10 protein-coding genes are annotated in these 12967 nt (G+C 61.8%); 6 read left to right on the top strand and 4 right to left on the bottom strand.

Annotated elements, in window-relative coordinates; genetic code table 11:
* Nucleotides 1–274: 274 nt before the first annotated feature.
* Nucleotides 275–916 (bottom strand): bifunctional 4-hydroxy-2-oxoglutarate aldolase/2-dehydro-3-deoxy-phosphogluconate aldolase, encoded by a 642-nt coding sequence (gene eda, locus I2H81_RS03800; protein WP_195644607.1) that lies wholly within the window; start codon nt 914–916, stop codon nt 275–277.
* Nucleotides 917–1170: 254 nt separating this feature from the next.
* Nucleotides 1171–2205, bottom strand: coding sequence for a sugar kinase (locus tag I2H81_RS03795; protein WP_195644606.1), 1035 nt, complete (start codon nt 2203–2205; stop codon nt 1171–1173).
* 235 nt (nt 2206–2440) lie between these two features.
* Here I2H81_RS03795 and I2H81_RS03790 point away from each other — a divergent pair, with 235 nt between their 5' ends.
* The 6 genes from I2H81_RS03790 (at nt 2441) to ligA (ending at nt 10525) form a co-directional block, all read left to right on the top strand.
* Nucleotides 2441–3463 (top strand): LacI family DNA-binding transcriptional regulator, encoded by a 1023-nt coding sequence (locus I2H81_RS03790; RefSeq protein ID WP_195644605.1) that lies wholly within the window; start codon nt 2441–2443, stop codon nt 3461–3463.
* Between the two features lie 42 nt (nt 3464–3505).
* On the top strand, nt 3506–4039 hold the full coding sequence (locus I2H81_RS03785; RefSeq protein ID WP_195644604.1) for a type II toxin-antitoxin system RelB/DinJ family antitoxin: 534 nt from the start codon (nt 3506–3508) through the stop codon (nt 4037–4039).
* 87 nt (nt 4040–4126) lie between these two features.
* A complete protein-coding gene (locus I2H81_RS03780; RefSeq protein WP_195644603.1) occupies nt 4127–5464 on the top strand; it encodes a glutamine synthetase family protein in 1338 nt (445 codons plus the stop codon).
* Nucleotides 5465–5514: 50 nt separating this feature from the next.
* Complete coding sequence (locus I2H81_RS03775; protein WP_006234733.1) at nt 5515–6177, top strand: response regulator transcription factor; 663 nt, start codon at nt 5515–5517, stop codon at nt 6175–6177.
* A gap of 208 nt (nt 6178–6385) precedes the next feature.
* Complete coding sequence (locus tag I2H81_RS03770) at nt 6386–7849, top strand: S1C family serine protease (RefSeq protein ID WP_195644602.1); 1464 nt, start codon at nt 6386–6388, stop codon at nt 7847–7849.
* Nucleotides 7850–8296: 447 nt separating this feature from the next.
* Complete coding sequence (ligA, locus tag I2H81_RS03765) at nt 8297–10525, top strand: NAD-dependent DNA ligase LigA (protein ID WP_195644601.1); 2229 nt, start codon at nt 8297–8299, stop codon at nt 10523–10525.
* 57 nt (nt 10526–10582) lie between these two features.
* Here ligA and I2H81_RS03760 read toward each other — a convergent pair whose 3' ends face one another.
* Together I2H81_RS03760 and I2H81_RS03755 are read right to left on the bottom strand one after the other, a co-directional pair.
* Complete coding sequence (locus I2H81_RS03760) at nt 10583–11422, bottom strand: MerR family transcriptional regulator (RefSeq protein WP_229108062.1); 840 nt, start codon at nt 11420–11422, stop codon at nt 10583–10585.
* 63 nt (nt 11423–11485) lie between these two features.
* Nucleotides 11486–12832, bottom strand: coding sequence for an MATE family efflux transporter (locus tag I2H81_RS03755; protein ID WP_195644599.1), 1347 nt, complete (start codon nt 12830–12832; stop codon nt 11486–11488).
* Nucleotides 12833–12967: the final 135 nt, after the last annotated feature.

Genomic DNA, 12967 nt, shown 5'->3' with positions numbered 1-12967 from the left:
CGCTTGGAGGAAAAGACCGGAAGCAAGGGTTCATTCCTCCAGACGGTGCCGCAGCTGTTTTGGTGGCTCGGCTTTTGTCGAAGTGGCTCAGCTGGGCGCGACTGCCAGCCGAGTAGGCAAAGCGGCTCGGGGGCGTGTCGCTTCCGTCACGTTCTATCAGCATACAAGACGGTTTTGGTTCTTGTTCGTGACGGAAACGGCGCGCTTCCGAGCTGCTTTAAAAGAAAGGGGGCGAGGTCTAGGACACGCCCCCTTTCACGATAGAGAGCTAAACCTAGCCGCGGACCTTCTTGACGACGTCCATGGCCTCGCGGGCAATCTGCTCGACCTTGGAGAAGTCGCCGTCGGCGAACAGGGCGGGCTTGACCATCCAGGTGCCACCGCAGGCGATGATGGCGCTGGAGCTCAGGTACTCCTCGACGTTGGCGGTGCTCACGCCGCCGGTGGGCATAAAGCGATGACCGACAAACGGGGCGGCGAGGGCCTTGATGGTGTTCAGACCGCCGTACTGAGCCGCGGGGAAGAACTTGGTGATCTTGAGGCCCAGATTCTCGGCGGCAGTGACCTCGGAGGGGGTCACGGTGCCGGGAAGGACGGGCAGGTCGATGTCGATGCAGTGCTTCACGACGGCCTCGTTGTAGCCCGGGGAGACGATGAACTTGGCGCCGGCGGCGCGGGCCTGCTCAACCTGCTCGACGGTCAGGACGGTGCCGGCGCCGACGCACATCTCGGGCTCGGCCTCGGCCATGGCGGCGATGCACTCGGCGGCGCAAGCGGTGCGGAAGGTGACCTCGGCGGACTTCATGCCAGCTGCCATAAGGGCGTGAGCGAGCGGGGCGGCGTCCTCGACCTTGTCGAGCACGACGACGGGCACGATGCCCAGGGACTCAAGCGTGGTATAGAACTGATCGAACATGATGTTCCTTTCGATGTACGGCGCGCGCGGGCGCGTGATTGCCAAATATGCTGGTCATGAGCCGGTTTCGGATTGGTTATCGGAGGCACTGCTTGGGGTCACAAGCAATTCCAAAACCGGCTGCGCGACCAGTCGTGTAGGAAATGCCGGGCAAAACCGGAATGGGACTGGTGGTTTTGCCCGACCGGAGGAATCGGGGAGCGGGCCGCAGGGGTATGGGTATAAAAAGCTGCGGCCCGCGGAATAGGGACGGTTTAGCGCGCGACGCGAGTGCCACCGTCGGCGGCGGATGCCACAGCTGCGATCTCGTCTGCGGTCACCAGGTTGGAATCGCCCTTGATGGTGAGCTTGAGGATCGAGGCAGCGATGGCGTAATTGACGGCGTCCTGCGGGTCAAAGTCGTTGATGAGGGCATGGACGAGGCCGGCGTTAAAAGCGTCGCCGGCGGCAACGCCCTCGAGCACGTGCACGTCGTGAGCAGGGGAGAACCAGTGCTCGCCGCTCTCGGCGTCAAAGAGCATGCCCATCCAGATGGAGCGCTCGACGCAGGAGATGTTGCGGACGACCGAGGCAACCTTCTTGCAACCGTACTCGGCACAGATCTGACGGGCCATCTCGACGTAGGTGTCGCGCTCCTCGATGCCGTGGGCAAGGGAGCCGGAGACGCAGGTCATACCGAGGCCGGCAGGAGCGTCCTCGTCGTTGGCAATGCAGATGTCAACGAGCGGCAGGAGTTCCTTCATGGTGGCCTGCGACTTCTCGGGCGACCACATCTTGCCGCGATAGTTCACGTCACAAACGGTGGTGATGCCCTTGGCGCGGCAGGCGGTGAGGGCATCCTTGCAGGCGGCGGCCATCTCGTCGGAGACGGCGGGCGTCACGCCGGAGAAGTAGAAGACATCGACACCCTTGAGGATCTCATCCCAGTCAAAGACGTCGCGCTTGGCCATGTTGATGGCAGAGTACTTGCGGTCGTAGACGCAGCCGTTGCCGCGCTGCGAGGCGCCGACCTCAAACACATAGGAGCCGAGACGGTCGCCCTGGCGCACGACGCGCGAGGTATCGACGTCGTAGACCTTCAGCGAACGCAGGGCGCACTCGCCCAGACGGTTGGCCGGGACAACGGAGACGTAAGCTGCCTTGTCACCCTGGTAGGCCAGGGAAAGCGCGGTGTTGGCTTCGGCGCCGCCGTAGCGGACGTCAAACTCGGTCGCCTGCTCAATGCGCAGATGGTCTTTGGGCGAGAGCCTCATCATGATCTCGCCGAAGGTAAGAACCGTTTTACCCATGGTCGCGCAGCTCCTTCTTGCTCGTGCATACACCTTTGATATGGCGTTGGCACGGAGGTGCCAAGACGGTAGGGTGCATCTTTGCACCTCCGTGCCAACGCTTGCCGAAATCGGTTTACGAAATCGGTTTCGTTTCGAGTTGTAGTATACTCACCTACAGCGTTTTGCAAGCGAGATTTTTAAAAAAATGCCTAAAATGGCTCAGACTGCCGACAATTGGGAAACGGGGTGCGCTATGGCGCAGATGAGAATCAAGGACATTGCCGCCGAGGCGGGCGTGAGTCCGGCCACGGTCTCGCGCTATCTCAACAACCGCCCCGGGCAGATGACCGAGGAAACCCGTGCTCGCATCGCGGCGGTTATCGAGCGCACCGGCTATCGCCCACGTGCCGCCGCGCGCAATCTGCGCAGCTCGCGTACCAACCTCATCGGCGTGATCTTGGCCGACATTGCTAACCCGTTCTCCAGCGCCATGCTCGAAGGGCTTTCCGCCAGTGCCGCCGCGCGCGGCTGCTCGCTTATGACTGCCATTAGCGGCAATGATTCCGCTAAGGAAGCAGAGTCGCTCACCAGACTTATCGATGCCGGCGTGGACGGCCTGGTCGTCAACACCTGCGGCGGCAATGACGAGGCGATCGCCGCGGCAGCGGGACGCTTGCCCGTCGTGCTGCTCGACCGCGATATTGCCGCCGGCGGTGTCGATCTGGTGACCTCCAACAACTGTGAGCTGGTCGCCGGCCTGGTAGACGCCTTGGCTGTCGCGGGCAGTGAGCGCCTGTGCCTGCTCACCGAGGCAAGCGACGACAGCCCCGTGCGTCGCGAGCGCGCCGAGGCGTTTGCCGACGAGCTTTCGCGACGCGGCCTTGCGGGTGAGGTCATCACCCTGGCAGACGGTGGCGTCGAGGGTGTCAGTCGCCTGGACGAGACCATCCGCGGCTATGCGGGTAAAAAGCTCGGCCTCATTGCCGTCAACGGCCTGGTTTTCCTGCGTCTGACCGAGGCGCTGGCCCAGCTCGGCCCCTCGTTGCCGGCTGGCCTCAAGATTGCGACGTTTGACGATTACCCCTGGAACCACGTGCTCTTTGGCGGTGTGACCACGGCCGCGCAGGACACCCTCACCATTGCCGAGCGCGTAGTCGAGCGTCTGTCCGAGCGCATCGACGTCGTTACCACTACGGTGGGCGATGCCGCAAAGCTCGCCCCCAAGCGCATCGAGATACCCGGCCACATCGAACACCGCGCTTCGACCTCGCGCTAGCCTGTGTGATAATATATAGACAATGTCATACAGGAGGTATCCATGGCTGCGTCTGTGCTGAGTGTACGAGTGGACTCGTCAATTAAAGATTCATTTGCCGAGCTATGCGAAGAACTCGGCATGACTTCGTCTGTTGCGGTCAATATGTTTATGAGACAGATGCTGCGCGAGCGCTCACTGCCGTTTGTCCCTTCACTCGGTAAAAGCTCTGCGAGCGGAAGCGTCGCGGCGGGCATTTTGGATACCGCTCAGATTGAGTCCGCTGTCCGTGAGGCGGCCAGCCCGATTCCCGCCATCAAAACCGTGATTCTTTTTGGCTCGTATGCCCGTGGCGAAGCGCGTGCCGATAGTGACATTGACTTGCGTCTCGAAGTTGATCGCGAGCAGGGCTTTGGTCTTTTCGCGTTGTCGGCGTTTGGCGAGGCGGTGCGCAAAGAAACCGGGAGGCAGGTCGACCTCGTTTCGAGTGACGATCTTGATGACGATCTTGCCGCGGTAATCGAGCGCGAAGGAGTGATCCTTTATGATCGCGCAAAAGTCAGACTGTCTCCGCGCCCACGTTTTTTGAGCGCTTGATACGCTTTAACCCTGCGGAAACATTTTTCTGCGATAGTATCTGCGATAAAGACCAGTCGAAACCCGCCCGAAAGAAAGGGGAGCGACATGAACCAGCAGAACATCGATTACGTACTCCGCTCCGTAGAGCAGCGTGACATCCGCTTTGTGCGTCTGTGGTTTGTCGACATTCTCGGCCGCCTCAAGAACTTTGCCATTAGCCCCGAGGACCTCGAGGTCGCTTTTGAGGAGGGTATTGGCTTTGACGGCTCCGCCATCGAGGGCTTTGCCACGCCCGAGGAAGCCGACATGCTGGCGTTCCCCGATGCCTCGACCTTCCAGATCCTGCCGTGGCGCCCGAGCCACAACGGCGTCGCCCGCGTGTTCTGCGACGTGTGCACTCCCGATCGCAAGCCGTTTGCCGGCGACCCGCGCGATGCCCTGCGCCGCATGTTCCGCAAGGCCGAGAAGGCCGGCTATCTGCTCAACGTGGGCGCCGAGCTGGAGTACTACTACTTCCCCGACGAGCACACGCCCGAGCCGCTCGACAACGTGGGCTACTTCGATCTTTCGGTGAGCGATGCCGCCCGCGACCTGCGCCGCAACACGGTCCTCACGCTCGAGAAGATGTCCGTGCCCGTGGAGTACACCTTCCACGCCGCCGGCCGCTCGCAGCACGGCATGAGCCTGCGTCACGCCGAGGCCCTGAGCATGTCCGACGCCATCACCACGGCCAAACTCATCATTAAGCAGCAGGCCTACGAGAGCGGTTGCCACGCCTCCTTTATGCCCAAGCCGTTGGCGGGCGAGGACGGCAGCGCTATGTTCCTGTGCCAGTCGCTATTCGACCACGACGGCAACAACGTGTTTTGGGGCGAGGGCGACGAGAAGTACCATCTCTCCGACGTCGCCAAGCACTATATGGCCGGCATTCTGGCTCATGCCCGCGAGATCAGCGCTATCACCAACCCCACGGTCAACTCGTACAAGCGCATCACCACGGGCGGCGACTCCGTGCCGCAGTACGCCACGTGGGGCCTGCGCAACCGCGCGAGTATGGTCCGCATTCCGGTCTACAAGCCCGGCAAGCAGCTGTCCACGCGCATCGAGCTTCGCAGCCCCGACCCCATGGCCAACCCGTACCTGGTCAACGCCGTCACGCTGGCGGCTGGTCTGGACGGCATCGAGCGCAAGCTGGAGCTCCCGCCCGAGGCCACGGCCGAGACGCTCAAGCTCACCGACCGCCAGATGGTCGAGGCCGGCTACGCGCCGCTGCCGCGCTCGCTCAAAGAGGCGCTCGACGTGTTTGAGGACTCGCAGTTTATGAAGGATGCCCTCGGCGAGCACATCCACAGCTTCTTCCTCAAAAAGAAGCGCGACGAGTGGCATAAGTTTGAGTCTACGATCACCGAGTGGGAGATCAAGCATTATCTGGCGAACTCCTAATCGCACTGGTTTGTTCCAGTACGATTGAGCTCATTTCCTTGGAGGCCGATATGTCCGAAAAGAGTGCCCTGTTCATGGCGCGCACGACGCGCTTCCACGAGTTTGCCCGCAGCTTGACGACCACCCTGGGTGTCGAGGTGAGCCTGGCAACCCCCGACTCGCCGACTGCGGCGCACGACTTTGACCTGCTGATCCTCGATTCCGACGGCATCCGCAGCGACCGCATCGATCAGATTGCCAAGTGGCTTGACGATCGCGGCGGCGTCCCCATGTTGGTGATTGTCGACGACGAGGCACTCGGCACCCTGCGTCTGCCGAACCACGCGCATGCCGACTTTGTATGCCCCACGGCGACGCCCAACGAGCTCAAGGCTCGCGCGCAGCGTCTGATGGGCGAGGAGGAGACCGTTACCGCCGACGATGTGCTCAACATCGATAACCTCGAGATCAACTTGGCTACCTACCAGGTGACACTCGATAACGAGCCCATCGACCTGACGCTGATGGAATACTCGCTGCTGAGCTTTTTGGCGACGCACCCCAACCGCGCCTACAGCCGCGAGGTGCTGCTGCACCGCGTGTGGGGCTTTGAGTACTGCGGCGGTACGCGCACCGTTGACGTACACATTCGACGCATCCGCTCCAAGGTGGGCCCGCAGATCGCGGCGCACATCACCACCGTCCGCGGCGTGGGCTATCTGTTTAAGGACTAGATTTCCACCACAAAGGGGACAGGCACCTTTGTGGTGGTTTTGACGCAGGTGCGGGTTCCTTTCGAGTTTGCAGCAGAACTTAAGCCTTGCTAAAAGATTGCGTTCTCGTACACGTACGCCCGCATATTGGGGTACAACTCAACGTGAACAATGATGGCCCGCCACATGTTTGGCGGGCCTTTGGTTATTTGACGAAAGGACCGCAGCTATGAGCGAGAACGATTCCCAGCGTCCCCAGGATGCGGGCAACGCCGGCGAGACCCAACAGCAGCCGCGTGTGCAGGTAGAGTCGACGCCTGCCGATGGCAACAACATTCCTTACGTGCAGGCCTACGACACACAGACTGGCCAACCGCTGGGCAGCCAGCAGGTTGTAAACAAGCACACAGTGGTCAAGACCAAGACCAAAAAGCTGCCGATCTTTATTACAGCGCTTGCCGGCTGCGCCTGCGGCGCCCTACTGGTCATCGCGCTCATTATGAGTGGCACACTCAACATTGGCGGCGGCAAGAATGCCGTGACGGCGGGCGCTTCGGGTTCGTCGACGCAAAAGATTACGATTGATTCCGAGGACACCACGCTGGCCGAGGCCATTTCTGCCAAGGCCCTGCCCTCCGTGGTTTCCATTACCGCCACTTCGAGCGGCAGCCAGAATGGCTCACTTTCGCAGTCTGCCGACGAGTCGGACAACTCGGGCAGCGTCGGATCGGGTGTTGTGCTCGATACCGAGGGTCACATCCTCACCAACAACCATGTGGTCGATGGCTATGACCAGTACGTGGTTACCATGGACGACGGCACCACCTACGAGGCCGAGTTCGTGGGCAACGATGCCTCGAGCGACCTGGCCGTCATCAAGCTCAAGGACGCCGACGCCTCCAAGCTCACGCCGATCGAGATCGGTGATTCCTCCAAGCTCAACGTGGGCGAGTGGGTCATGGCGATCGGTTCGCCGTTTGGCAATGAGCAGTCTGTCTCCACGGGCATTGTGTCGGCGCTGTATCGCTCCACGGCCATGAGCTCTACCAGCGGTAACACCATCTATGCCAACATGATCCAGACCGATGCCGCCATCAACCCGGGCAACTCCGGCGGCGCGCTCGTCAACGACAATGGCGAGCTCGTGGGCATCAACTCGCTCATCGAGAGCTACTCGGGCTCCAGCTCGGGCGTGGGCTTTGCCATTCCGGTTAACTACGCCAAGAACATTGCCGACCAGATTATCGACGGCAAGACTCCGGTGCATCCGTACATGGGCGCCACGCTTTCGAGCGTCAACGCGCTCAACGCCCGTACCAACAAGCTGAGCAGCGATAGCGGCGCGTATGTGGCGAGCGTCGTTGAGGATGGTCCTGCCGCCAAGGCTGGCATTCAGGAGGGCGACGTCATCACCAAGCTGGGCGACGACGAGATCACGAGCGCCGATGGCCTGATCATCGCGCTGCGCAGCCACGAGGTGGGCGAGAAGGTCGAGATCACGCTCATGCGCGGCAAGGAAGAGAAGAAGGTCACCGTCGAGCTGGGCTCCGACGAGGAACTGCAGAACCAGCAGCAGGACGACAGTTCGACCGACACCGGCAACGGCGGTATTACCGACGAGCAGCTGCGCCAGTATCTGGAGGAGCTGCTGGGCCAGCAAGGTCAGGGTCAGGGCAACGGTCAGGGTTTCTAACGAGCCGTTTCGCACATGCCGAAGCCAGAGGGGCTGTCTCGCCAACGCGGGGCAGTCCCTCTTTTCGTACTGATCCCTTGGGGGCGGAGGAAAACGGATCACTTGGGGCTGACAAGAGGCCTGGTTCGGAATGGTCTGGACAGTTAGTTCAGATACGTATAAATCTGGGGCAGCTTGGGATGCGTTTTGAGCAATTTTTGATTGGGATGGGGCTCGAATTGGTGTTTGGAAGGGAGAGTGGGACGTTTACATGGTCTCAAGGAGCCCAAATTAGTCGAAACAGGGGTGTTCGTGTCCGATCCAGCTCTAGGATTTATACGTATCTGAACTAACTGTCCACCCCAGTCTGGCGGCTGCCGATTCGGTGCGGTTCGAAAGGGTTATTCGGCGCCATGGTGACCGGTGGTACTCTTGTATCCGTTTGAAATCGAGCGAAGGAGTGCCGCTATGGAGCAATCGAGCCTGTTTGGTGACGGTGTGGACATCGATACCGAAATGCCCGCGAGCACGGATGCCGCTGCACCGGCTGATGCCCGTGCCCAGGCGGCAGCGCGCGCGGCCGAGCTGCGCCACGAGCTCGATTACCACGCCTATCGCTACTACATGCTCGACGCGCCCGAGATCACGGACGCCGCCTTCGACAAAATGCTCGTTGAGCTGCAGGAGATCGAGGCGGCCTATCCCGACCTGGTGACGCCCGACAGCTATACCCAGCGCGTGGGCGGATACGTGAGCGAGCAGTTTACGCCGGTCACGCACATGGCACGCATGTATTCCATGGACGATGCCATGGATCTGGACGAACTCGACGCGTGGCTCCAGCGTACCGAGGATGCGCTCGGCGCAGGTAGCGTTACCTATACCTGCGAGCTTAAGATCGACGGCCTGGGCGTGGCGCTTACCTACCAAAACGGAACCTTCGTGCGCGCGGCCACGCGCGGCGACGGCACCACGGGCGAGGACGTGTCGCTCAACGTCCGCACCATCAAGGATGTGCCCATGCACCTGTCCGAGCCGGCGCTCGCCCACATGGGCGCCGACCGCGAGCGTACCATCGAAGTACGCGGCGAGGTCTATATGCCCAAGGGCAGCTTTGTCCGTCTAAACGAAGAGGCCGATGCCGAGGGCCGCGACCCCTTTGCCAACCCGCGCAACGCCGCTGCAGGATCCCTGCGTCAAAAGGACCCCAAGATCACGGCGCGTCGCGACTTGGCCACCTTTATCTATGCCATTGCCGATACCGACCCGTTGCACGTCCACAGCCAGCGCGAGTTTCTGGACTGGCTGCGTAGCGCCGGCTTTAGCGTCAACCCCAACGTGGCCCGCTGCGCCACGCCGGCCGAGGTTCACGAGTTCTGTGCCCAGGCGCTCGAACACCGCGGTGACCTGGATTACGACATCGACGGCGTGGTCGTAAAGGTCGACAGCTTCCAGCAACAGCTCGACCTGGGCTTTACCGCCCGCGCACCGCGCTGGGCCATTGCCTTTAAGTTCCCGCCCGAGGAAAAGCGGACCGTTCTGCGCGAAATTCGCATCCAGGTGGGCCGCACCGGTGTGCTCACGCCGGTCGCCGAGTTCGACCCGGTGACGGTCGCCGGCTCTACCATCGCGCGTGCCACGCTGCACAACATCGATGAGATCCGTCGCAAAAACGTGCGCGAGGGCGACACTATCATCGTGCACAAGGCAGGCGACGTAATCCCCGAGGTCGTGGGCCCGGTACTCGACAAGCGCCCGGCCGACAGCGTTGACTGGCAGATGCCCGAGGTCTGCCCCGTGTGCGGCAGCCCCGTGGTTCACGAGGATGGCGAGGTGGCCTACCGCTGCGTGTCCATCGACTGCCCCGCGCAGCTCAAGGAGCGCCTGCTCCACTGGGTGAGCCGCGGCTGCATGGACGTTGACGGCCTGGGCGACGAGATCGTCGACAAGATGATCGCCGCCGGCCTGATTCACGATGTCGCGGATTTCTACCAGCTCACGGTCGATGATATTGCCGGACTGGACACGGGCCGCACCTATGCCAGCTCCAACAGCAAAAAGGGCGTCAAGAAGGGCGATCCCATCCCGGTGGGCCTCAAGACGGCCGAGAAAATCATCGCCGAGCTCAACAAGTCCAAGAGCCAGCCGCTCGGTCGCGTGCTGTTTGCCCTGGGTATCCGCCATGTGGGCAAGAGCGTGGGCGAGGTCATCGCCGAGCGATTCCTGTCGATTGACAAGCTCATCTTGGCGAGCGAAGAGGACATCGCCGAGTGCGAGGGCATCGGTCCCAAGATTGCGGCGAGCGTCAAGCAGTTCCTGGCCGTGCCCGAGAACCTTGCCGTGCTGGAGCGCCTGCGCCAGGCGGGTCTGTCGCTCGAGGTCGACTTGGGCGCCGCGCACGCGCAAGCCGCGGCCGACGCGGGCGTGGCAGGCGAGCTTGCCGACGCACAGCCGCTTGCGGGTCTGACCTTCGTGCTCACCGGCACGCTCGTCAACCGCACGCGCGACGAGGCGGGTGCGGCGCTCAAGGTGCTCGGCGCTAAGGTTTCGGGCAGTGTGTCGAAGAAGACGAGCTATCTGGTTGCCGGCCCCAAAGCGGGCTCCAAGCTCACCAAGGCCGAGCAGCTGGGCGTACCCGTGCTGGATGAGGACGCGCTCGAGCAGATCTTGGCTACTGGTCAGGTGCCCCAGGCTTAGCGCATCGATAGCCAAATTGAAGAACCGCCCGGAAGCACGATGCCTTCCGGGCGGTTCTTACTTTGCTGGGGCAACCGGCACCGTGATCTGCGTTACGTAGGTCGCTGGGTCATCGCTGATGATGTCATCGATGAGGGCGATCTCGCGCGACGGGCCGGCGGGTGCCAGCCCGTGTTCGTGCATATAGCCGAGTAGCTGCTCGTAGCGCGAGCCCGCCTGCCCGTGCGTGCCGCGGAAACTTATGGTCAGGCAGTGCGCGGCAGGCCGCGTCTCAACGTCGCCCGAGTAATCATCGGTGTCATCGAGCAGCAGAAAGACCTCGTCGTAGCCATCAAAGTCGCCGGCGGCCAGGCGCTCGGGTGCGATGCCCACACCCAGATTGCCCAGATAGGCAAAGGTTTCGCGCTGTCCCTGCTGAAGCTGGCGGATATGCCATCCCAGCGAATAGGCGTCGGTGGGATTGACGCGCTCGTGCAGCGCGGCGCAGCGAAGTTCGGGTTCCTCGATTTCGCTAATGGTGTCGAGATCAGCATTCAAAGCGCCACGAAGCAGGGCAAGTCGCTGGTCAATCTTGCGCGACATGCGTTCCAGCTCACACCGCTTGCGCTCAATTAACTCCTGTTGCTTGGTCAGTTGCCGTTGTATCAAATCCATATCGCGCGTAGTGACAAACTCGCGAATCTGCGCCAGCGGCAAGTCGAGAACGCGCAGGTTGCCGATGGTGTTGAGCGTGGAGAGCTGTCGCGTTCCGTAGTAGCGGTAGCCACTCGCCTGATCGACATATGCTGGCTCTAACAGCCCCATCTGCTCGTAATGACGCAGTGTGCCCACGCTCAAATTGAGCAAGCGCGCCACCTCGCCAATGCGGAGCAGGCCCTCAGTATGTTCACTTGGCATGTCGGTCACAGGACCGCTCCTTTCAATAGGGTCGGGGAGGGGCGCCAGGCTCGCGTTGCCCCTCTACGCCACCAGCTTGTCAAAAGCCCCGCGGCGGTTGAGCACGGTAAACGCGACAACACAGATGACCGCCGACAAAATCGAACCGCACGGCGAGGCGATGCCCATGGGAAACAACGTATCGGAATAGGCGTTCGACAGCAGCCACGCGCCCGGCACGCGAATGAGCGCCACGGCCAGCACGTTGTGCGCAAAGCCGATGTAGCTCTTGCCATACGCAGCGAAAAAGCCACTAAAGCAAATGTGGATGCCGGCAAAAATCGCGTCGAAAATATAGCTGCGCATATAGCCGGTACCGGCCGCGACCACTGCGGCGTCCTTGGCAAAAAAGCCGATAAACGCCGGTGCCACCAGCCACATCAGCACCGTGATCAGGCAGCCGTACACCACCGAGATGGTCATGGCATCCTTGAGCACCTGACGTGCGCGGTCGCCCTTGCCCGCGCCGGCGTTTTGCGCCGTGAGCGCGCTGACGGTGGCGCCCATGGAGCTCGGCACAATGAACAAAAAGCTGATCATCTTCTCGACCAGGCCCACGGCGGCGGCGTCGACCAGGCCGCGGTGGTTGGCGATGACGGTGATAAACATAAACGCCACCTGGATGCAGCCGTCCTGTACGGCCACAGGCACGCCGATCTTAAGAATGCTGCCGAGCACCTCGGACTGGGGGCGCAGGTCGCTACGCTTAACGTGGATGTTCGTGCGGCGGCTCTTGAGCCACACGAGCGCGAGGGCAACGCTGGCCGTCTGGGCGGTCACCGTGCCGAGCGCCGCGCCCACGGGGCCGAGCCCCATGTGGCCGATAAACAGAAAATCAAGCGCGATATTAATGATGCATGCCACGCCAATCACGTACATGGGCGAGCGCGAATCGCCCAGGCCGCGAAAGATGGCGGAGAGGATGTTGTACGCGGCGATAAACGGAATGCCGACAAAGCAGATGCGCAGGTAGGCGGCGGTGCCTTCGACGGCTTCGGCCGGCGTGCCAATGAGAGCCACGATCTGCGGGCAAAGCGCGAGCAGGACAGCGGCCAGTACCACCGAGACACCCATAAAGAGCGTGATGGTGTTGCCGATGGCGGTCTCGGCGCGGTCGAAGCGGCGCGAGCCCACGGCGTGGCCGACGATGACCGTCGTTCCCATGGCCAGGCCCACGAGCGTCACGGTAATGATATAGAGCGTCTGCGCGCCGTTGCCCACGGCGGTGATGCCGGCGGCGCCGCTAAACTGTCCCATCATGTACAGATCGGCCATGCCGTAGAGCATCTGCAAAAAGTACGAGAGCATATAGGGTAGGGCAAAGACCGCGATGGTCTTGAGGACATTGCCGCGTGTGAGGTCGTGTTCCATGGGCGGGCGCTTTCTGGCTGGGTTCGTTTTGCTACCAGTGTAGTGAAAACCCTACAACGATTGTAGAGTCAAGGTTTGTGATGACGACGGGGCGAAAAAAGTCACGCTCCAAGCACGGTGCTTTGGCCCTCCGTG

Source organism: Collinsella aerofaciens, assembly GCF_015561195.1.
In the GTDB taxonomy this organism is placed as follows: Bacteria; Actinomycetota; Coriobacteriia; order Coriobacteriales; family Coriobacteriaceae; genus Collinsella; species Collinsella aerofaciens_AC.
The sequence above is the reverse complement of the archived record's forward strand: the minus strand, read 5'-3'. Positions and strand labels throughout refer to the sequence as shown.